Genomic DNA, 20803 nt, shown 5'->3' on the forward strand with positions numbered 1-20803 from the left:
CTTACACCTAGAGCTGGACTCCCCGCCGAGCAAGAACCTCGGCTAGCGACGCGCCTGCCGAGCGCTGGCCGGAGCGGATCTGCTCAGCCTCGGTGTGCATGCGCTGCCAGTCCTCGGGGTCACCGGCCGCCCGGACGGCGATGTGCCACCACCCGGTGAGAAAGTCGTCCAGTGCGGCCAGGTCCACCACGTCCGCGTGAGTGATCGCCGCGAGTTCGGCATCGAACGCGGCCACGTTGGCGGCGGGCAGCGACGCCCGCACTGCGGTGAACGTTCGCTCGATCGCCGAGCTGGAGACTTCATGCGGTTGGGCGGTCATGGCGGCGACTCCTCTCAGTACTCCTACAGCCTACCGAGGATCAGATGAGCGACACGGAGATCGTCATATCCGTTGGATTTCCTCGCTCGACCGACTCGGGACATGCGCGGCCAGGGCCGTGGCGCCCAGTTCAGCGCCTCACGCTCGAATCGGAGCGGTCGGCGGCATACAGAGGGCGACGGGTAGGTCCACGCTCAGCCGAGGAATCGCCGGACGTCCGCGATCTCGGCCCCGATCAGCGGCCCCGGCGTCGGCTCTCCGAACGAGGACACCGTCACCTCGCTCCTCTTCCGTCCCCAGACCCCGGCGATCATCCCGTCGACGAGTACGACAGGGCGGAGGATCCCGCCGCCGGGGAACACTTTGCGGGCGTGTTCGGCGGGCAGGATGGGGTCCCGGCTCTTCCAGCCCAGCAGGTACTCGTCGAAGGCGGGTGCCAGTCGTACGAGCTGGGTGGACGCGGAAGGACCGACGTTCGCGGGCGGTCCGGCGAGGGACCAGGCGGTGCGGGCGGCGCCCAGGGAGAGGCCGGACCAGGCGGCCAGGTCCTCGGGGGTCGACGGGCGGTGGGCGCGGCGGTAGCGGTGGGCCAGTTCGGTCAGCGCGCGGTTCCTGTCCGGTTCGGGGACGACGGGGGCGCCGAGCCAGTCGGCGGCGTGCACGTACGTGGGCTTTCCGCCGCGTGGCGGAGCGAGCACGGCCAGGCCGTGGTGGGCGGCCAGGGCGACGAGGTGCACGATGCCCTGACCGCTCGCCCTGCCCGCCAGCCGTTCCGCCAGCTCGGCCTTGGTGAGTGGGCCCTGTCCCGCGAGGGCGCGGTCGATCAGCGGGAGCAGGTCGTCGCCCGTTACGCCCTCCTGGTGGAGGCGGCGCGTGGTGTTCGTGGCGTTCCGGGTGAGTGCGTGGGTCCACGGAAGGTCGTCGGTGTGGACAAAGTGCAGGGTGCCGCGCGGGCCCCAGGTGCGGACGATCTCGCGCTCTCGCCACGCCGCCTCGACGTCCGCCACCGTGACCGTGGCCGACCGCGCGCGGAAGGCGAGGTAGGCGGCGGTGATGTCCTGAGCCTGTACGGCGAGCAGGTGGCGGACGATCTCACCCACGCTCAGGCCCGGCGGGCGGTGCAGCAGCTGGGCTTCGACGCTTCTCATGCACTCGATCTTCCCGGACGAGGTCAGAGGGCTGGATTCACCCAGGATGAAGCTTTCATCGCGTCTGCGATGTTCGCGCTGGTCGTCGGGGCCAGACGGGGGCGGATCTTGCGGCGGTGCGGTGCTTGGCGTCCAATTCACGGTGATCGCTTTTCGCGATTCCGGCCCTTCATGAGGGGAGAACTGGTGCGTCGCCGAATCACCGCCTTGTCGCTTGTCGCGGTCACCGCTCTGGCGCCCGTCCTGGCCACGAGTACGCCAGCGCACGCCTCGTCCACGCTCCAAGTCGTCTACACCAACCTGCCCTATGACATCTGCATCAGCTTCGGCCGGTCGGGCCAGGAGAATGGACGCTGGCAGACCTGGTGGTGCAGCACCCACCAGCCCGAGAATCCGATGTTCTACACCTACGACCTGTGGGCGTACGTGAACTGAGGCGTTCTCCCGATACGGGTGCTCCCGTCGCCCCTGCGGCAGGGCGGCGGGACAGCGCGCTGTTATCGTTCGCTCTGGCCGGTGAGGATGGTCGAGTGGAATCGATCGACCGCCGCGGTGACGGTGGTCAGCACCTCGCCGGGATCGGCGGGCTTCGGGGCCGCGGCGAAGAGTGTGGCCAGGCCCTCGACCGCGGCCATGGCACGGGGGCGCCAGGTGTCCTCCCATTCGGTGAGGGTCTTCAGGTTCTCCGGACGGGCGGCGATGGCGTACCGGGCCAGTGCCGAGCTCCAGTCCTGGCTGCGGGCGGTGTCGGCCCCGGAGTCGCGCAGGAGTCGCGTGGTCAGGCCGTCGCCGTTGGCCAGGGCGAGGTCGGCGAAGCACTGCTTGAGCAGGGTGTCGAAGGCGGGTTTGACGACGAGGTTGAGTGCGGTGAACGCCTCGCCCCAGTCATAGGCGAGCAGGAGCCTCTCCAGGGTCTCCCGGGCGGGCTGCCAGGCCGGGTCGTCCTCCCAGAGGGCGCGGGCCGTCTTCCCGTCGGCGAGTGCGGCGCCGTGGGTGAGCGACAGCGACTTGGCCCGGTAGGCGATCCATTGCAGCGCGCGTAGTTCGTCGGCGCCCTGGAACAGGGCCACGTTCATGATGGCGGTGCTCGGGGCGAGCTGGCCGACGTACTCGCTGGTGATCTGCAGGACGTGGAGGGCGAACCGGGCCGGTAGGTACAGGCGGCCGAGCACGGCGACCCAGGCGGGGTCGAGGCGCGCGTCGTGGTCGTCGGCCTCGAAGCTGTCGACCACGCCCTCGGCGTAGATCTCGCGTTCGTGCTGCAGGGCGATGTAGCGACGGTAGTTGAGCTGCGCGGGGTCGCGGAAGCCCTCCCAGTCGGAGGCCTGCAGGGGCGATCCCTCCCGGTGCCGCAGGTACCACTGGTTGATCGCGCTGCCGGGGTCGAGGTCGAACGGGGCCGGCTGGCGGCCGAAGTGGTAGTGGAAGCCTCGGGTGACGATGTCGTACTCGGTGGGTCTGCGGCGTTCGCCGTCGAACAGGCTCCACGTACGCCGCCGGGTCGTGGCCATGGTCAATCCTCCCTGGTCAGGTACCAGACGAGTTCGTCGTCACCGATGTAGCGCATGCGGCCCGCGAAGCTCGCGATCGCGGGTTCGAGGCTTGCCAGCGGGAAGGGATGCCCCGCGGCTTCCTCAAGGCTGGCGCGTGTCAGACGCAGCAGGTGGGGAGCGTGGATGCGCACGTAGCCGCCGTGGTCCTCGACGAGGAGCTCCTTGTCTGGATTGTCCTTCTCCAGCGCGGTCACCAGCGCGTCCACGACCTCGGGATCGAATCCCCTGGCTACGGGTCCCACCAGGTGTTCGCGGTCATCGGCCACGACTGTGCTCCTCATCCACGGCATCGGTTGTGGTGACGCCGGCCGTCGGCCGGCACGGCTACGTAGATCCGCTCGCCGTCCAGGCGGACCGGGAAGGCGTACAGGCGGCAGGTGTCCGGGTTGTTCCCCCGGCCGGTCGTCAGATCGAACTCCCACCCGTGGCCCGAGCAGGTGAGCACCTCGCCGTCGAACTCGCCTTCCGCCAGCGGGAACTCCGAATGCGGGCACATCCCCTGGTAGGCCCGCAGCTCGCCGCCCGGCAGATGGGCCAGCAGCACCTGGTCCTCCCCCACCGTGACCTCGGCGATGTCGCCCTCCCACAGCTCGTCGAGGGTGCAGACGCCGGTCCAGGACAGCTCCTCAGGACTCATCGAAGAACGCCTCCACGTGATCGAGCGGCCCCACCCCCGCCTCGCCGATGCGCTGCTCGGGCGGCAGCACCCGGCCCTCATGGCGAACGCGGATCGGGGCCGAGCTCGCCGCCACCCGGTGGCCGACGACGTGCTCGGCGATCTTCTGGGCGACGACCTGCGCCGTGTCCTGATCGTCGACGGGGACGAGCAGCGCGACGATGTCGTTCTCGAAATTCGCGCACAGCGGTAGCAACGCCATCAGATCCCCCTCAATCGGCGGCCGGGCCGCGTGCCCAGGCGTAGTCGGTGGCGTCGCGTCCCTGCTCGGCCTCGGACAGCCCCATGTAGGCGAGCGCTCCGGCCAGATCGGGCGGAACGATGTCGCCGGCCAGGAAGCGATCGATGAGCGACTTGTGCCCGGCGAACCGTTCCGGCCGTTGGGTGAAGATCCACTTGCACGGCTCCGAGCAGAACAGGTACGTCCGGCCGTTGTGGGTGTGCCGCAGCGGGGCGGCCGAGTCGAGCGCGCCCGCCATGACACCCGCCACGCGGACGATCGGGATCTGGCAGAGGTTGCAGGTGATCGGCAGCGTCCGGGGGAAGGTCGCCGCGATGTTCCCGCTGCGCAGGTTGTCCTGGACGACGTCCCAGTTGCGGCCGAACGTGCTGTTCCAGCCCGGGTACTTCTCCTCCAGCCATTGGCGTTCCGCGGCGGAGACACCCGCGTCCGGGTTCCACCACACGGTGGGCCGATAGTTCCAGACGCCGAGGTGGATGGCGTGGTGGTACCAGGTGAGTTCGTCGATGAACTGGTCCCAGTACCAGGGATAGTCCAGGCCGAAGTCGCGGAACTGCTCGGCGAACTGCTTGACGACCCAGTCCTCGATGAATTCCTTGAACGACATCCGCCGGCTTTCCAGCGGCGTGTAGTAATCCATCGACAGCCCCGTGAGCACCGCGAACGCTCGCCAGGAACGCCAGAACATGTGGTCGATCAGAAACTGTCCCCATTCCTTGTGCCCGTTGTCGATGAGCACCTTGATGGTCGGCTCGCCCTGCTGGGAATGGCGCGCCTCGTCGGTCTGGATACTGGAGATCAGCGCCCCGAATTCCAGATCGCCGACATCCATCGCATCGGCCGCCATGCCGAGGAACTGCAGGTTCGTGAAGCCCGTCTCCAGGGTGAAGGTGAGTTGCAGCGCGATGGAGACCGCGTCGTTGGCGACGAACATGTCGTCGAAAAGGTGCCGGACGGCGAGCACCACCCAGTTGTTCGTGTGGAACGACTTCAACGCCCAGTCCGCGCGCGGCTCCTTGTCCAGCAGCCCGTACGGGAAGAACGCCTGGATCTGCCCGTGCCGCATCTCATCCAGCGCGCCGAAGGTCGCCGTGTTGCGCCAGGCCGCCGACCTGCCGAACCGGGCCATGCGCGCCTCTCCGATGGCGGCCAGATACTCCGGCATCGTGATGGCCCCGTAGTGCGCCAGAATCACCGACTTCCAGCCGGGATCCAGTTGGTCGAACAGCTTGGAGCGGCTGATCGCGTTCTTCAGCGAGTAAGTGGCGGTGTCTTTGGTGACCTGGTTGTGGACGTACTCGCGGTAGCTGATCTTGTACGGCTCGTCCCACTGGAGCCAGGCCTCACTGGCGACCCGGTGGGAGCCGGACAACTCCTCCGGAAAGACCTCTTCTTCGGTGACGTAGCGGAAGGTCCAATTGGTGTCGCGTGACAGGTCGTACCAGTCGCTACGTGAGAGCTTCGGCATCGCCGCCCCTTGAACGGGTTTCACGACAAGAACAATCCCAGACTCCTCAATTTCACGGAATTGCGCTTCGGTCAAATGACTCTGAAGGGTCAGCGTAGGAGCAGTCGCTTGCGGAGGCGGGTTTTGAGTGGCGTTCTGGCGCGTACGGCCTGGCGGACGGCATCGCTGTGGCGCCAGGCCGCGTCGGCGGCCTCGTGGGCGACAGCGTCGGGGGCGTAGCGGACGAAGTTCGAAATATCGGCGAGTGGTCGTAGGTGAGCGGATATGTCGGCGGGGTGCCGGGCCACCACGTCCTCGGCGGTCAGCGCCCGCTCCCCCTTCAGGCCGAGGTCGTCGCAGGTCTGCGACCAGGCGCCGAGCACGCGCCGCTCCGCGCCCGCCACTCTCCTGCGGGCCCGCCTGCGCCACCACGGCAGCGCCATCGCCGTGCCCGCGTACACCACCAGGATCCCCGCCCCCACCGCCGGGACGATCATCCACAGCGGCGGCCCAGCGGAGGGCTTGTCGCCCGCCGTGGGCTTCTGGCCGGACTTCGGCTTGTTCACGGTGCCCTGGGTGAACTCGCCCTCCAGCTCCTCGCTCTCCTTGATCGCGGAGGACACCACGTCGTGGTCGTCCTTCGCGCCGCCGCGGCCGGGCGTGGGGTAGAACGGCCGCCAGCCGAGCTTGTCGAACTTGATCTCCGCCCACGCCATGACGTGGCCCGATTTAACGTGATAGACCCCGCCGGACGCCTGCCCCGGCCGGAACCCGACCACCACCCTCGACGGCAGCCCGAGCGTCCTGGCCATGAGCGCGAACGTCGACGCGAACTGTTCCGACGTCCCCCGGTGCGTGGTCTCCAGGAAGAACTCCAGGCCCTTGAGCGAGTGCCCCGGCGGCGCGGTGACGTCGTACGTGGCGTTGGTGCGCAGGTAGTTCTGCAGCCGGTACGCCTGCTTGATCGGCACGTCCGCGCCCTTGGTGGCCTGCTGGGCGAGCTTGCGGAACAGCTCCTCCTGAGGCCCGGCCGGGAACGCGGTCAGCGCGGGATCGCCGACCGGCGTGGCCGCGAGCAGGTCGGCCTTGGACGGCTCCGCCACCCGCGACGTCACCTCGTACGTGAACCCCTTGTCCGGCCTGGTCGCGGCCAGCAAGGACCCGCTCCCCGGATCCACCGCCAGCCCGCGCACGCCGTCGACCTCTACGGGACGTTCCGCGCCGGGCAGCCATGTGCCAGGCAGGCCGCCGAACGTGATCGTCTGGCGTACGGTCTGCGCCTTGCCCGTCCAGTCCCCCGCGGGCACCCGGCCGCCCGTCGGCTGGAAGCGGGCGCCGGAGGTCCAGCGGACGCCGTCATAACGGTCGAGTACGGCCAACCGCCAGTTGAGCGGCTTGGCCGCCTTGACGGTGAACAGGTCCCTGTCGGGGATCTGCAGCCAGGCGGACACGCGATCGAGCGGGCTGACGCTGTCGACGCGCACGGGAGGTGGGAGCTCGGCGTCGTCCCTCGGGTTGTACGGCTCGGCGGCGATGGGCAGCAGCGGCCCGGCGACCAGGGCGACGGCGGCCAGCCCGGCGGCGGCCGGGAGGCCCGCGAGCAGCCACAGCGGCGGGCGGTCGTCCCGGATCAGGGCCAGGGCCGCCATGAGCACCACGATCGCCGCGGCCAGCGGCAGGTTCGAGCCTTCGCCGTCCACGCCGTACAGGAGCGCCACCCCGTACACGACGAGGGCGGGCACCGCGGCGGCCACGCGGGTCCTGGTGCGGGTCAGCGTCTCGGCACCGATCACGGCGGCGGCCCAGACGAGGGTGTGCACGAGGATGAGCAGCCGCGGCTCCGGCTGGGCGGGGAGGAGCGTGGTGAGCAGCGCCCGCCACGAGTCGGCCAGGTCTCCGAGCAGGCCGGGGGCGATGCCTTTGTACAGCGGCACGGTTCCGGCGAACCACAGGACCAGGTTGAGCACCAGGGCCAGCCAGAGAGGGCGCCGCCAGGTGAGCGCGGCCACGACGGCGGGCACGGTCGCGGCCGGCACGACGGCCAGGAGCAGCTCGGTGCCGGGGAAGACACGATGGAACCCCCACCCACCGACCCCGGTGACGGCGGCCACGACGACCAATCCGGCCAGCCGCCGCCACACGGGCCCACCGGTCGGAGAGGCAGCGGTCTGCACAGGTACGGACATCGGCTGCGCGACCGACGAAGGTGGGGCGGGCCCCCAAGGCGCCGTCGGTGGCGGTGTGGGCGTCTGAGGCTCCGTTCGGCGGCGTTTCACCGTGTGCCCCAGGCCAGCGGTAACGCGGCCAGCTCCGTGATGGGGACGACCGTCACGCCGGGGGCGCTGAGCGGACCTGTGCCGATATATACGCAGATGATCCGGTCGAACCGCCGCCGCGACCCCGCCGCCCGGGCCGCCTCGGCGGGGTCGCCGGTGACCACGACCAGCGAGCCTCCCCGGGCCAGCCGCACCGCCTCACCGATGCCGGCCGTACCGGCGGACTGGACGAGGGCGAGGCGGTCCAGCACGATCTCGGGGTCGGACTTGGTCTCGGCGAGCGGGCCCTCGCCCGTGAGCACCCGCACGGGGAAGCCGGACCTGGCGGCGGCGACGGCGGCCGAGGCGGCGGCGTCCACGGCCAGTTCGGTGAGGTCGCGGGTGTCGAGGACGACCGTCGTGGTGGGCAGGCTGGCGTCGATGAGCTGGCGCACCATGAGCGTGCCGGTGCGCGCGCTGGACTTCCAGTGGACGTGGCGCAGGTCGTCGCCGACGACGTACTCGCGCAGGGTGTGGAAGGTGACCGTGCCGCTGGGAGCGTTGTCGCTGGTGGGGCCCTCCAAGTGGTGGGCCCGGCCCGACGGGGGCACCGGCAGCGCGACCGTGCGGGGGCGGACCAGGAGCGTGGCCGCCTGGCCGTACTGCCGGATCCTGCGGGTGAGGCCGAACGGGTCGGCGCGGACGAGCTGGAGCGGGCCCACGGGGATCTCGCCGCGCACGTCGGTGGGCAGCGGGTACGACACCGTCCTGGCGGCGCGTCTGGGCAGGCGGGGCAGGTCGACCGTGTGCTCGGCCGTACCGATCCGGTCCTGCGCGCGCAGCCCCGACAGGCCCCGGCGACCCAGATTGCGTACGTGGAGAACCGCGACGGCCGCGTCACCGCGCGCCACCTTGAGCGGCGTGACCTCGCGGTGAACCTCCAGCTTCGGCCTGGGGGCGGTCCAGGCGAGGGCGGCGGCCAGCGCGAGCAGCCCGCCGGTGGCCAGCACGACGGGTTCCGGGTAGCCGAGCCCGAACCCCACCGCGTACAGGATCGCCGAACCGGCCAGCGTGCCCCAGCCCAGCGGTGTCAGCACCTAGGCCGCCTGAGGCACCGGCATCCCGGCGAGGAGCTCGCCGAGCACGTTCGCCGCGGTGACCTCGCGTAGTTCGGCCTCGGGGGTGAGGATCAGCCGGTGCGCGATCACCGGAACGGCCAGGGCCTTGACGTCCTCCGGGACGACGAAGTGGCGTCCGGCGGCGGCGGCCTTGACGCGGGCGGCCCGCAGCAGCGCGAGGCTTCCGCGCGGGGAGGCGCCGAGCCGAAGGTTCGGGTTGGTGCGCGTGGCGCCGCAGAGGGCGACGATGTAGTCGTACACGGCATCGGCGACGTGGATGCGGGTGGCGAACTCGATCATCCCGGCCACGTCCGACGCGCGCGCCACCACGGGCAGCCGTTCGACCTGTGGCCCGGTGGGCATGCCCTTGAGCACCTCGACCTCCGACGCGTGGTCGGGATAGCCGACGGAGATCTGCATGAGGAACCGGTCGAGCTGCGCCTCCGGCAGCGGGTAGGTGCCGTCCATATCGACCGGGTTCTGCGTGGCGACCACCAGGAACGGCCTGGGTACGGGATGCGGCTCGGCGTCGACCGTGACCCGGCGCTCCTCCATGACCTCCAGCAGCGCGGACTGCGTCTTCGGCGAGGCGCGGTTGATCTCGTCGGCGAGCACGATGTTGGCGAACACCGGCCCCTGGTGGAACTCGAACTTCTGGTGCGCCTGATTGAAGATGGACACGCCGGTGATGTCGCTGGGCAGCAGGTCTGGCGTGAACTGGATGCGCCGCCACTCGGCGTCGACGCTGGCGGCGATGGACCTGGCCAACGTGGTCTTGCCGGTGCCGGGCACGTCCTCGATCAGCAGGTGCCCCTCGGAGAACAGGCAGATCAGGGCCAGCTCGATGGCTTCGTGCTTGCCGCGGATGATGAGCTCGATGTTCTGGGCCAGCATCTGGAAGCGCTGGGCGAACTGTGCCGCAAGCTGCTGCGGTTGCTGCGTCTGTTCGTTGTACAACTGAGGTTCCCCTATCTCAGTCGGTGCATTCGTAGAGCGGAGCCTCCGGGAAGCCGCCCCCGTCCGGTGTGGCCACCAGTGTGTCGTTGAGGTAGCCGTTGCCCGCTGAAGACTCGATCCGGTTCCAGATGTCGCTGGACTTGCCGGTGGACTTGTCGGTGTAGGACGCGCCCTTGACCTGGCAGATCACCGTCAGCGTGATGTACTGCCCCTGCATGATCTTCCCCGCCTCGCCGTCGGTTGACGGGCCCGGCCGGATGATGGTGTTGGTGTCGTTGTTGCTGGCGTTCTGGTATTGCTGTTTCGGATAGGCCAGATCCACGTCGGTCGTGGCGGCGTCCTGGCTCTCCCCCGCGTCGTTCTTGGCCTTGAGCTTGAACTCGTGCTTCTGGTTGTTCTTGAGCCCTTCGGCGGTGAACGACGTGCCCTTGATGCTCTCGTTGGTGACCGCGCCGGAGAGCACGTACGTGACGCCTTCGGCGCCGTTCTCCGGGGCGTCCCAGGTCAGCTCGGCGCCGCGGTTCTTGGGCTTGGCCGCGAAGTTGGCCGGTTTGCCGGGAGCCACGCAGGGCTTGACCCCGGCGCTGGGCTCCGACTCGACCTCGCCGCCGGACCAGTGGGCGACGACCGTGAAGGTGTACTCGCCGCCACAGCTCCCCCCGGAGAACTCGAACTGGAACGGCCCATCACCGTCCACCGACTGCGGCGTGGTCCTGCCGTCGCCGCCGGACACCTTGAGCGTGTAGCGGTCGACCTTGCCGCCGCTGGACGGGCTGAAGTTCACGCTCACGTGGCCGGGGCCCGACTTGGCGCTGACGGCGCCCGGTTTGGTGGGCGCGCTGGGCGTGGGCGTGGGAGTCGGTGTCGATGTCGGTGTTGGTGTTGGTGTTGGTGTCTTGGTGGGCTTGTGCGATGGCTCGGGGGCGTCCGTCTGGGTCGGGCGCGGGTCGGCCGTCCTGGTCGGGTCGGGCCGGGTGTCGGTGTTCGTCGGTTCGGGCCGCGGGGTCTGCTTGGGCTTGGGAGTGTTGGTGGGTCCTGGTACGTCCGAGTCGTCCTTGTCGACGTCATGCTTGCGGCCTTCGGTGTCGATGACGACGGCCTTGTCGCCGTCCTCGTCGTTCGCCCAGAGCAGGCCGTCCTTGACGAACACGTCGACCTGGCCGGGCCCCTGGGCCACCTGGAGCGTGGTGGGCCGGCCGCCCGCCGCGCTGTCCCACACGATCAGGCCGCCCGTACTGCGGTCCGGGACGTACACCTTCGAGCCGAGCACCTGCGGCACGCCGAGCGCGGCCGGGTCCTTCACCGCGAACTTGGTGTTGAGCACCGAGTTCGACGCCGTGTCGACCACCACGAGGAGCCCGGAGTCGCCGGGCGTGAGCAGCGGCACCAGCGATCCCTCTGTCGAGGCGGGTGCCAGCACGCCGCCCTTGGCGGCCTGGGCGACCTCCTTGGGCAGCGTGATCTCGCCGACTCCGCCGTCGGCGCCGACGATCGTGGCGGTCGCGGCGCGGGTGTTGACGATCACCGGCAGGCCGCCCGCGATCGTGACGGCCAGCTCCTCGCCGGGCTCGCCGACCTTGAGGGCGTTCGCGGCGACGCCCTTGGTCACCGGTACGACCTCGCCTTTCGCGGTCACCGGCACCCAGAGCCGCCCGCCGCCGTCGATCCGGGCCGAGCCGAGCGGGCCCGGCAGCGACAGCGGCGCGCCGACCGAGTTGAGCGTGGCGGGGTCGATCTGCTGGACCTTGCCCGCCGGATCCACGGCGTAGCCGGCGGCGCCCGAGACGACGAGTTGCAGTCCGGCCGTACCGAAGTTGCGGGTCTGCGCGACGCTGAGCTGGCCGGGCTCGATCCGGCTGACGTAGCCGCTGCCGTCGTCGACGAGCAGCACGTTCGAGCCGTCCTGGACGACGCGCAGTTGCGTGGCCGACTTCTTGTTCAGGTAGCCGTCGACCTCGCCGGACAGGCCGTTGACGTGCACGATCTTGCCTCGGGCCTTGGTCCAGAGCCAGGCGCCGACGTCGGCCAGTTTGGGGTTGGCGCTGGAGACGCCCACGCCGAAGACGGCCGCCACGGCGACCAGGATCGCGGCCACCACACCGGCGATCACGGCCGTAGCGCGGTCTCCACGGAGTACGTGGATACGCAAAGCGTCACTCACCCCGTACGTACGATTACTTAACGTTTGCCCCCGTATTACCCTGAAGCACACTAGCGTGCGGCCCTGACTACGCGCAGGTAAGCCCGTCAGGTCAGGCCAAGATTGTCGGTCGGAAGCCGTACCTTAGAGCCCGTGCCCGAACAGCCCTTGACCCTCGACGCCGCGCTCTCGGAGGAGGCGGTGCTGTCGACCTATCGCCGGATGTTCGCGGCGCTGGCCCGCGACAGCGGCGCGGTCGTCGACGACCCGGCCCTGGTCGACATCGCCGAGACGCTGTTCGCGGCGTTCGCGGAGGCGGGCGAGGAGTGGCTGACGCACGAGCAGATGCGCTTCGCCTGCCGCGCCTACCCCGGCGACCAGTTCGACAACCGGCTGCGCGTGCTCAAGGGGCTGGGCGCGATCCGCGAGGTGTTCCCCAAGCCCAACCAGTTGCGCTATCGCGCGTCGTTCACCAGCGTGGTCGGGCTGATGTTCATCAGGCGGATGATGGACGACGGCGGCCAGTCCGAGATGCACCGGCTGCTCGCGCTCGAAGACCTCAACGTCGCCGACCCGCGCACCACCATGGAGGAGGCCAGGCAGAGCGCCGCCAACCTGGCCAGGGCGTTCCGGCTGTGGGCGCTGGAGCTGATCACGCTCACCACCGGCACGATCGAGGAGCTGCGCGAGCAGGCGCCCAAGCTGTGGGGCACCGAGGAGATCGCGCGCCGGGCACAGAGCCTGCACGGCACGATCCTGACCCGCTGGCCGGTGCTCGACCGGGTCTGCACCGACCTGCGGGCGGCCATCTACGCCTACAGCGACGCCTCCCGGCGGGCAGCGGGGCGCCTGGCCGACTCGGCGGGCACGACCCGCAACCTGACGCTGCTGCCCACCGAGACGTGGCGCACGTTCTCGCAGACCGCTTCGCGCGAGCGACTCGCGGCGGTGCTCGACGGCTTCGTGTTCGACGCTCCGGCGCCCTGGCACGACCCGGCGGCGATCGCCCACGCGGTCGACGAGGCGCCCCGGCCCGCCCCGGCCCAGCCCACTCCCCCGCGCTCCACGCTTCCCGACCAAGGCCCGGCAGACTCGCTCGACTCCTCGCCGAGCGCGGCGATCGAGCGGCTGACCGAAGTGGCGGAGTCGCTGCTGGGGGCGTCGTCGCGGGTGGCGCTGGCCGGCGTGCTGCGGTCCGACTGGCCGTCGGCGCGGCGGCTGCTGGCCGATCTTACGACGGTTGATCTGCGGCCTGAGCTGCCTTATCGGCTGGTGTGGGCCGACGATCTCACGATCTCGCCGGGGGAAGAACCGGCCTGGCTGTCGCACGGTTTTCTGGAGCGCACTTCATGAGCGGCACTCGTCAATCTTCAGGGTCTGGTGATGCGGGCCGCTCTTCGGCGGGTGCTGGTGCTCGTCGCCTGCTGGGCGACGGCGCGGTCGCTCACGTGCGGGCGCGGTCGGGTGGTCCGCTGCGGCTGGGGGCCGGTGTCGCCGCGTCTCCTGGGATGGTACGGCTCACGCGGCCCGACTCCACCGGCCAGGCACTGCCCGTGTGGCCCGATTCGGCCACCCCTTCGCTCCTCGACGAATACCAGGTGCCCCCGGTCGCGGTAGAGCGCGCAGGCGAGACGCGGCGGGTGCTGGCGGCGACGCTCAAGTGCTGCTGGAGCGACCTGTCCGTCGATCCGTGGCCGGGCACTCCGGCGCCGGCTGAGCTGATCCTGGACACCTACCGGGCGTTGATCGGCCGTTCCGACGACCTGATGCGCAACTGGGCCATCGGGGCGCTGCGCCGGTTGCACGACTCGGCGTGGATCGTCATGTCCGACGGCGTGGTCTCGCTGGGCCCGCGCTGCGCCCTGTGGCCCGTCGAGTCGCACGCCCAGCTCAAGGAGCTGGTCCGGCGCATTCCCGTGCCGGAACATCGTGACCTCACCGTGGTGGCGGACGCCGACATCGTGGCAGCCGCCACGGAAGGCCCACCGGTGACAACCGGCGCGCAAGGGCAGCAGGCGCCGGACGCCACCGAAAAACCGCAGGCGACCGACACGCAAGAGCCGTCGGTGGCGACCGTCATGGAAAGGTCGCAGGCGGCGGCGAGCGCGGGGCAAGCGTCTCCGAGAGCGCTGGATTTCGCGATGGCGGCGGGACGGGTCGAGGGTGGCGAGGCGGAGTTCGATGATCTGCTGGGCGGCTATGACGAGCGGCGGCGGGCCGAGCTGGTGGCGGCGTTCATGGCGGTGGAGCATGGTGCCGAGCCGGTGCTGGAGGCCCGGTTCGGCGGACTCCGCGACCCCGCGCTCCGCCACACGCTGGGCGAGATGCTCGCCCGGCGCGGCCGGACGCTGATCCAGCACCGGGAGCGATGGACCTCGGGCTACGACGACGCCTACCGCGACGAGCCGGTGCCCAGACACGGGCCCGCATCGGGAGCCACTTCGAGGTCCGCGCCGGAAGCCGCATCGGGACACGCCTCCGGGCCCGCGTCGGAAGCCGCACCGGGGCACGCGTCGGGACACACATCGGGGCCCGCGTCGGGGCTTGGTGAGAGTGAGCGGGCGGTGTTGACGCTGGTGCTGGTGCATTCGGTGGCGATCCCGCGGGCGGAGGGGCTGCTGCCCGACGACACCTGGCTGTCGCCGCATCCCACTCCCGTCGATGAGCTGCGCCGGCACACCCAGTTGCCGATCGGCGAGCTGGAGGCGGCGCTGCGGATGCTGCGGCATGCCGGGCTGCTGACCCAGGTGAAGGCGGGTGAGGAGGCCGGCGGATACGCGCCGGGGCCCCAGTTCCACCGGCTCACCCCGGCGGCGCGGCGCCGGCTGCAGGAGGAGCTGATCCTGGCGGCCGGGCCACACAGCCCGCTGGCCTCGGCCGTACGAGCTCGCAGATCGGCCGGGTAGCCGCCCGGACCAGGCAGGCAACGAGCATCTGCCCCAACCGGGGCGGCGCGGTGAAATGGAAGGACTACGGGGGTTACAGGTGTCGCAGGTGGAGAACGTCGTCGGGGACCGGGTGCTGATCGCCATGCAGGCGGTCAACATCTCACGGCTCTCGACCCATCCGGTGCCGACCGTCCCCGGCACGCTCATCGTCGTCGCGGGCGCCGGGCCCAAGGACTCCAACGGCGCGGGCAAGTCGTCGTTCATCGCGTCGATCACGGCGCTGCTGGGTGACGAGCAGTGGCGTTTCGCCTCGGGCGCGAAGGCAGTGTCGGAGCTGCTGTTCAACGCCGAACTGGCCAGCGGCGCGGGCGCCCGCCAGTGGGCCAGCGCCGACCACGGCTACATCGTCGGCGTCTTCGGCCCGCCGGGCGCCTCCTTCGACCTCCCACCGCACACCACCGAACCGCCCGCGACCCCCGCGGAGGCGGTGCCGACCGATCTCGTCGAGACGCTGGCCTCGGTTTCCCCCGACGCCGCTGCTCCAGGGGCCGGGTCTCCCCGGCTCGGCGCGGGCCCGGAATCCGCCGAGCCCGGTCCGGAGAGCGGCGAGCTGTTCGCCGTGCCCGACACTTCGGGCGGGGCCGTCACCGTTTGGCTCAAGGTCAACCAGGAGGCCCCTCACCTGGAGATCCGCTGGCGTGACGGCGTACACCTGGCCTCCGCCGCGTCCGAGGCCGAGCGCGTGGTGCGCGCCGACGAGATGTGGGCGACGCTGCCCAAGTCCGCCGGGCGCCGCGACGTGGTGGCCCGCGACCTGACCAAGGTGCTGTACGGCGACCGCATCCGCTGCGTGTCGTTCCTGTCGACCTCGGTCCGGAGCAAGGTCGCCACCAACCTGCTTTCTCAGCCGCTCAACGAGATCTCGCCGGAGCGCGTGTTCGAGGCCATCGCGGCCCTCACCGGTCTCGACGCCGAGCTTGAGCAGGAGCGCGAGGCCCGCAGAGACGAGCACGCCAAGCGGGTGCGGGCGGCGCAGGCGGGTGATCGGCTGGCCGAGTTCGAGGCGGAGTCGAGGGCGTTGCTGACCACGTTCGACCGGCGCGATCAGGCGCGGATCCGGCTGGCCGACGGGCTGCGGTGCTGGCGTGGGCGGCAGGCGCGCAAGCTGGATGACGCGGCGGCCAAGGACGAGCTGCTGGTGGCCGAGCTCGAACGGCACCGGGCCGCGGGTGAGGCGGCGGCCGAGGCGATCTCCAAGGTGAAGGCCGAGACCACCACGCTGAAGGACGACACGCTCGACCGGAAGGTGGCGGAGGCGCGCAAGGAACTGGCCGTGATGCAGGCGCGGGCCGCCAAGCTCGACGCCGACCGGGCCGTGGCGGAGAACTCCGCCGACGAGTTGCGCGGTCTGATCCCGGCGCTGGAGGAGACGCGCAGGTTCGCCGACGGCCGCGATGTGCCCACGGCCGAGCGGGAGCTGCGGGAGACGCGACTGCGGCTCAACGAGGCGCTGAAGGCGCTGGGTGTCGCCGATCGCGAGGTGGCCTCGGCCCAGGCGGCGCTGGACGACGCCGAGGGCGGTCCGGCCGCCGCGCAGCTCAACGCGCTCGCCACGGCCGGGGTCGGGGCGACGGGCCTCCTGGACGCGCTGGACGTGGCCGAGCAGGCGCGCGACTACGCCCGCGCCCATGGCCCCGAGAACGGATCCGCTGGTAAAGCGTCTCGCGGGGGTGCCCGGGGAGCGGTCGGGGCGAGTGGGCTCGGGCTGGAAGAACTGCGGGGTTGGCCCCATGAGCATGCGGTGATCGTCGACGCCGACCAGCTCGAGGCCGCCGCGGCCGCGCTGGCCGACCTGCCCGGGTCGGTGCTGGTGAGCGCTGCCGGGGTGAGTGTGGTGGGGGCGTTCGACGGGGAGGCGACCGGCCGGGAGGCGCGGATCAAGGCCGCCGAGCACCGGCTCAACCGGGCCAGGGACATCCAGGAGACGGCCGCGCAGGCCGTACGAGATGGGGAAGAAGGCGTCGCGGAGGGTCAGCGGCGGCTGGAGGGGGCCAAAGCGGGGGTGCGGCTCGCCGAGCTGGAGACGAAGCTGGCCGGGCGGCGGGCGCGGCTGGGCGAGCTGACGGCGGCGCTGGAGGAGCTGACGCCCGCGGTGGCGGAGGCCGAGCGGCAGGCGGGCGCGCTCGACTTCCGGGCCCGCACGAAGGACATGGAGATCGAACGCCTGGAGGGGCGGCGGCAGCGGCACGAGGGAGAGCGGGCCCGGTCGCGTCAGGACGAGACGAGAGTGAGCGGCGAGCGGGAGGCGCTCAAGGTCGAGGCGCTGGCCGCCGACTGGGGCGGCACCGCCGAGGGGGCGCGTGAGTGGCTGAAGGCGCTGCCCGAGGACGAACGTTCGCGTACCGCCGAGGAATGGTGGCGCATCGCCGAACGCCACTTCGACCAGTCGCTGCGCGACACGTTCCCGGAGGAGGACGCGGAGATCCCGGAGGAGCTGCGGTTCCTGCTGTCCGAGCGTGGGGGGAGCACGGCGCGGGAGCAGGCGACGTTCGCGGCGGTGTGCGGCTCGCTGGCCTCCTACCTGCGCGGGCAGGAGGAGTACGAGAAGCATCAGCGCCGCCAGATCGAGGCGCAGGTCGTGTCGCGGCAGCGCGACCTGGCCGCGGCCGACAAGGGCGCGGAGGAGGCGGCCAGCTCGACGGCCGTCCACCGGGCGGCGTTGACGGCGGCGATCAAGTCCAGGCTCACGCGGGTGGCGGAGGAGTTCGAGCAGCTCGACACGTCGTACGGAGGTTATGGGGCGACCCTGGAGTTCCCGGTGCCACCGGCGCCCGCGGACCCCGAACAGCGCTGGCAATGGCGCGTCACCCCGAAGTGGCGGCGTGGCGAGGGCCAGGGCTTCGTCCCGTACAACCGGCGGGCCAACACCGCGCTCATGGACGAGAAGGCGGTCAAGCTGGTGTGCGCGGCGGCGATCGCGTCGTCCGGCGGCGGGCATCTGTGCCTGGTCCTCGACGAACTGGGCCGCAACCTGGGCAAGGAGCACCGGCGGGAGGCGGTGGCGCTGTTCCGCCGGATCGGCGAGACGTACGGGATCACGGTGATCGGGGCGCTCCAGGACGACATGGAGCCGTACGCGATCGACGCCTGCGGCCAGTACATCAAGCTCAGGCGTTCGTCGGACGCCATGCCGTACAACGAGCCGCCGGTGATCGTCGGACACGACGAGCACGCGGAACGAGTGCGGGCGTTGGCCGCGTATGTCGACAGGAGCGCCTGATCTGCGGGTACGCCCCATGTGCGCGGGACTGTCACCTCATCAGGGGACACGTCTCGCGCCTGTGATCAACGAGCATCACCTGATCAGCGGGCCGACATACGAGGCGCGGAGGCGGAGCAGGGAGCCCTTGGCGTACTCCTCCATCGCGTGAGCCAGCCACCCGGCGGTTCTGGCTACCGCGAAGATCGCCTCGCCGGACCCTGGCACCATCCCGGCGACTCCGACGAGGGCGGCGAGGGCGAAGTCGACGTTCCGTTCGGGCAGGCGGCGCCGACGGACTTCAGCCAGGACGGCCCGCGCCACGGCGACGCGTTCGTGGTCCGGAGCGGCCTCCTGCACCAGGTCGAGCAGGAGGCTGCCACGGGCGTCGCCGTTTTTGTAGACGCTGTGGCCGAAGCCGGGGATGCGCTCGCCCCTGCGTACCCGCTCGGCGATCACGCGGGTGGCCTGGCCGGGCTCGTTGACCTCGGTCAGCAGGCGTTCGGCCGCGTAGCACGCGCCGCCGTGCAGAGGGCCGCCGAGCACACCGAGGCCGGTCAGCACAACGGCGTACGGGTCGGCCCGGGCGGAGGCGGCCACCCGGGCGGCCAGGGTGGAGGCGGCCAGTTCGTGGTCGGCGAGCAGCACGAGCGCGGCCCGCAGCGCGGCGAGGAGAGGTGGGCTGGCGGCCCGCGGGGACAGCCGGGACCAGAGCCGCTCGGCGATCGACTCACCGCCGGGGGCGTTGCGGGCCGACGGGGAGTCGACGCCCCCGGCGTGGAGCGCCGGTAGGGAGTCGACGCCCCCGGGGTGGAGGGCCGGTAGGGAGTCGACGCCCCCGGGGTGGAGGGCCGGTAGGGAGTCGACCAGGCCGGAGATGAGGCGGCGGCCGTTGGCGGCGACGGAGGCGGGATCGAGCTGGTAGCGGAGCGAGTCGGTGGCGCCGAGGACCGTGGTGATCACCTGGAGGCGGTCCAGGGGCAGCAGCCCTTCGGGGAGGCCGCGCTGAGCTGCGACGGCGGCCTGCGACGTGTCGGGATCGCGCATCCAGCCGTGCATCCGGCCGCGCGCTGAGCCGGAGCCGTGCGCTGAGCCCGAGCCGTGCTCGGGGGCGGAGCCGTGCTCGGGGGCGGAGCCGTGCTCGGGGGCGAGGGTGAAGACCTCGGGGTCTCCCGTCCACAGCCATTCGGCCACCGTCTCGAAATCCGTGGTCGTGGCCAGGTCGAGGGCGTCGAGGCCCCGGTAGTACGGGCGGTCGAGGCCGAGTGCGGTGATGCCCGACTCGATGACCAGCTCCGGCGGCTGGTTGCGCGGCCGCCCACGCCGGGCCAGTTGCTCGATCTCCGCCGCGTCGAACAGGCTGCGCCGATCGTCACCGTGGCGGCGCTTGAGCACCCCGCGGCTCACGTACGCGTAGAGGGTGGCGGGCTTCACACCGAGCCGCTCGGCCGCCGTCGCCGCGTCGATCCACTCCACACCCAGCCTCCCATGTTGATGAAAATCAATATTGATACACATTGAACGAGCGTGTCAACGTGTGGGCATGCCCAAAGTTCATTTCCTTGACGTGACCAACCGGGACGGCGTGCAGACCGCGCGCACCGGCCTGTCGAAGTTCGGCAAGACCATGGTCAACTTCTACCTGGCCAAACTCGGCGTGGCTCAGTCCGAGATCGGTTTCCCCTTCCTGTTCCATGAGGTCCCCTACGTACGGGCGCAGACGGCGCTGGCCGAGGCGGGCGCGTTCGGCGAGCTGCGGCTGTCGGGTTGGTGCCGCGGCGTGCCGCAGGACGTGGAACAGGCGGCGCCGCTCGGCCTGAAGCACTACAACCTGTCCATCTCCACGTCGGACTACATGATCCAGAACAAGTTCCGCGGCCGCCTCGACCGCGGCGCGATCATCAGGGAGATGACGGCGGCCGTGCGGGCGGCCAAGTCGGCGGGCGCGCTGACCGTGGGCGTCAACGCGGAGGACGGGTCGCGGACCGACGACGGGTTCCTGCTGGAGTTCGCGCTGGCGGCGAAGGAGGCGGGCGCCGACCGGGTCCGCTACTGCGACACCATCGGCGGCGACACGCCCGACCGGATCCGCGAACGCTTCGCCAAGCTGGCCTCGGCCGTCGGGCTGCCGATCGAGACGCACTGCCACAACGACCTCGGCCTGGCCGTGGCCAACTCCATCTCGGGCGCGCTCGGCGACCTGGAGGCCGGCCAGGACGCGTGGATCAACACCTGCGTGAACGGCATCGGCGAACGTTCCGGCAACGCCGATCTGCTGTCCACCATCCTCGCCTTCGAGCACGGCTTCGGGCTGGAGGCGGAGATCGGTGACGCCATCGATCTGTCGTGGGCGCGCAGGTTCGGGCTGTGGGCGAGTTACGCGTTCGGGCAGGCGCTGCCGTACAACCAGGTCGGGGTGGGGCGCAACGCGTTCGCGCACGAGTCGGGCATCCACGCGGACGGGGCGCTGAAGGATCACGGCAACTACGAGTTGTACGACGAGGCGACGCTCGGGCCGTTCCCCGAGGACTGGCACGCGCGCAGCGGGCGGGTCGTGCTGACCGGCGAGTACGGCGGGAAGGCCGGGTTCAGGCACGTCATGGACGGGCTCGGCGTGGAGGTGCGGGAGGAGGATCTGGCGTTCCGGCTGGTGCAGCTCTGCAACGCGATGACCGGCCGGCCGCTGACGGACGACGAACTGCGGTTGATCGCGGCTTATCCGCGGGAGCTGTCACTGCTGTTCCCCGGACAGGACTGAGCACCCTCCAAGCCCAGCGGTCGTGCCTGAGCACTCCCCGGCTG

Annotated in this window: 17 protein-coding genes; 5 read left to right on the plus strand and 12 right to left on the minus strand. The window is 70.9% G+C overall.

Features of this window, described 5'->3' with window-relative positions; all coding sequences use genetic code 11:
- Window positions 1–7: 7 nt before the first annotated feature.
- Together AB0F17_RS29900 and AB0F17_RS29905 are read right to left on the minus strand one after the other, a co-directional pair.
- Entirely contained in the window at window positions 8–319 is a 312-nt protein-coding gene (locus AB0F17_RS29900) for a DUF6247 family protein (protein ID WP_358029427.1), read from the minus strand.
- Window positions 320–513: 194 nt separating this feature from the next.
- Window positions 514–1467 carry a winged helix DNA-binding domain-containing protein gene (locus AB0F17_RS29905; protein WP_358029430.1) on the minus strand — a complete coding sequence of 318 codons (954 nt, stop codon included), beginning with the start codon at window positions 1465–1467 and terminating at the stop codon, window positions 514–516.
- Between the two features lie 186 nt (window positions 1468–1653).
- Between AB0F17_RS29905 and AB0F17_RS29910 the strand changes: the two genes are divergently transcribed.
- The gene (locus AB0F17_RS29910) at window positions 1654–1902 is read left to right on the plus strand and encodes a hypothetical protein (protein WP_358029433.1); all 249 of its coding nucleotides are present in this window, start codon (window positions 1654–1656) and stop codon (window positions 1900–1902) included.
- Window positions 1903–1964: 62 nt separating this feature from the next.
- Here AB0F17_RS29910 and AB0F17_RS29915 read toward each other — a convergent pair whose 3' ends face one another.
- The 9 genes from AB0F17_RS29915 to AB0F17_RS29955 all read right to left on the minus strand — a co-directional run bounded on the left by AB0F17_RS29915 (window position 1965) and on the right by AB0F17_RS29955 (window position 11824).
- Window positions 1965–2978 carry an aromatic/alkene monooxygenase hydroxylase subunit beta gene (locus AB0F17_RS29915; RefSeq protein WP_358029435.1) on the minus strand — a complete coding sequence of 338 codons (1014 nt, stop codon included), beginning with the start codon at window positions 2976–2978 and terminating at the stop codon, window positions 1965–1967.
- 2 nt (window positions 2979–2980) lie between these two features.
- Window positions 2981–3286 (minus strand): MmoB/DmpM family protein, encoded by a 306-nt coding sequence (locus AB0F17_RS29920; RefSeq protein ID WP_358029442.1) that lies wholly within the window; start codon window positions 3284–3286, stop codon window positions 2981–2983.
- 11 nt (window positions 3287–3297) lie between these two features.
- Window positions 3298–3657: a Rieske 2Fe-2S domain-containing protein gene (locus AB0F17_RS29925; protein ID WP_358029445.1), complete on the minus strand. Its 360-nt coding sequence runs from the start codon at window positions 3655–3657 to the stop codon at window positions 3298–3300.
- A complete protein-coding gene (locus tag AB0F17_RS29930; protein ID WP_358029447.1) occupies window positions 3647–3898 on the minus strand; it encodes a toluene-4-monooxygenase system B family protein in 252 nt (83 codons plus the stop codon). The genes AB0F17_RS29925 and AB0F17_RS29930 overlap by 11 nt, the downstream gene beginning before the upstream one ends.
- Before the next feature lie 10 nt (window positions 3899–3908).
- Window positions 3909–5405, minus strand: coding sequence for an aromatic/alkene/methane monooxygenase hydroxylase/oxygenase subunit alpha (locus tag AB0F17_RS29935; RefSeq protein WP_358029449.1), 1497 nt, complete (start codon window positions 5403–5405; stop codon window positions 3909–3911).
- Window positions 5406–5494: 89 nt separating this feature from the next.
- Window positions 5495–7525, minus strand: coding sequence for a DUF3488 and transglutaminase-like domain-containing protein (locus AB0F17_RS29940; RefSeq protein WP_358029452.1), 2031 nt, complete (start codon window positions 7523–7525; stop codon window positions 5495–5497).
- 131 nt (window positions 7526–7656) lie between these two features.
- Complete coding sequence (locus AB0F17_RS29945; RefSeq protein WP_358029455.1) at window positions 7657–8736, minus strand: DUF58 domain-containing protein; 1080 nt, start codon at window positions 8734–8736, stop codon at window positions 7657–7659.
- Window positions 8737–9714, minus strand: a complete 978-nt coding sequence (locus AB0F17_RS29950) for a MoxR family ATPase (RefSeq protein ID WP_358029457.1) — start codon at window positions 9712–9714, stop codon at window positions 8737–8739.
- A gap of 16 nt (window positions 9715–9730) precedes the next feature.
- On the minus strand, window positions 9731–11824 hold the full coding sequence (locus tag AB0F17_RS29955) for a hypothetical protein (RefSeq protein WP_358029459.1): 2094 nt from the start codon (window positions 11822–11824) through the stop codon (window positions 9731–9733).
- Between the two features lie 183 nt (window positions 11825–12007).
- Between AB0F17_RS29955 and AB0F17_RS29960 the strand changes: the two genes are divergently transcribed.
- The 3 genes from AB0F17_RS29960 (at window position 12008) to AB0F17_RS29970 (ending at window position 18022) form a co-directional block, all read left to right on the plus strand.
- Complete coding sequence (locus tag AB0F17_RS29960) at window positions 12008–13207, plus strand: hypothetical protein (RefSeq protein WP_358029461.1); 1200 nt, start codon at window positions 12008–12010, stop codon at window positions 13205–13207.
- Between the two features lie 95 nt (window positions 13208–13302).
- On the plus strand, window positions 13303–14760 hold the full coding sequence (locus tag AB0F17_RS29965; protein WP_358029464.1) for a hypothetical protein: 1458 nt from the start codon (window positions 13303–13305) through the stop codon (window positions 14758–14760).
- Between the two features lie 88 nt (window positions 14761–14848).
- Entirely contained in the window at window positions 14849–18022 is a 3174-nt protein-coding gene (locus AB0F17_RS29970; RefSeq protein WP_358029466.1) for a chromosome partitioning protein ParA, read from the plus strand.
- 75 nt (window positions 18023–18097) lie between these two features.
- Here the strand turns inward: AB0F17_RS29970 and AB0F17_RS29975 are convergent, their stop codons facing one another.
- A complete protein-coding gene (locus AB0F17_RS29975) occupies window positions 18098–19477 on the minus strand; it encodes a citrate synthase (protein ID WP_358029469.1) in 1380 nt (459 codons plus the stop codon).
- 67 nt (window positions 19478–19544) lie between these two features.
- Here AB0F17_RS29975 and AB0F17_RS29980 point away from each other — a divergent pair, with 67 nt between their 5' ends.
- Window positions 19545–20759: a hypothetical protein gene (locus AB0F17_RS29980; RefSeq protein WP_358029471.1), complete on the plus strand. Its 1215-nt coding sequence runs from the start codon at window positions 19545–19547 to the stop codon at window positions 20757–20759.
- The last annotated feature ends 44 nt before the right edge of the window (window positions 20760–20803 follow it).

This window comes from Nonomuraea sp. NPDC026600, assembly GCF_040638335.1.
In the GTDB taxonomy this organism is placed as follows: domain Bacteria; phylum Actinomycetota; class Actinomycetes; order Streptosporangiales; family Streptosporangiaceae; genus Nonomuraea.